General features: G+C 53.3%; 1 rRNA gene. It reads right to left on the bottom strand.

From position 1 onward, the window contains the following. Positions 1-255: ribosomal RNA gene (locus tag KI367_RS26930) — 23S ribosomal RNA — on the bottom strand; the annotation flags it as partial.

The following is a 255-nucleotide window of genomic DNA, read 5'->3' as shown; positions in this document are numbered from 1 at the left end:
CGACCGCCCCAGTCAAACTGCCCGCCTGACACTGTCCCCGTACCGGATCACGGTACCAGGTTAGAACCTAGATACGATCAGGGTGGTATCCCAACGTCGCCTCCACACAAGCTGGCGCTCATGCTTCAAAGGCTCCCACCTATCCTGTACAGATCGTACCCAAATCCAATATCAAGCTGCAGTAAAGCTCCATGGGGTCTTTCCGTCTTGTCGCGGGTAACCTGCATCTTCACAGGTATTAAAATTTCACCGGAT

The organism is Paenibacillus cookii, assembly GCF_018333375.1.
Lineage (GTDB): Bacteria > Bacillota > Bacilli > Paenibacillales > Paenibacillaceae > Paenibacillus_AQ > Paenibacillus_AQ cookii.
This window is presented reverse-complemented; position numbering and strand designations above follow the sequence as displayed.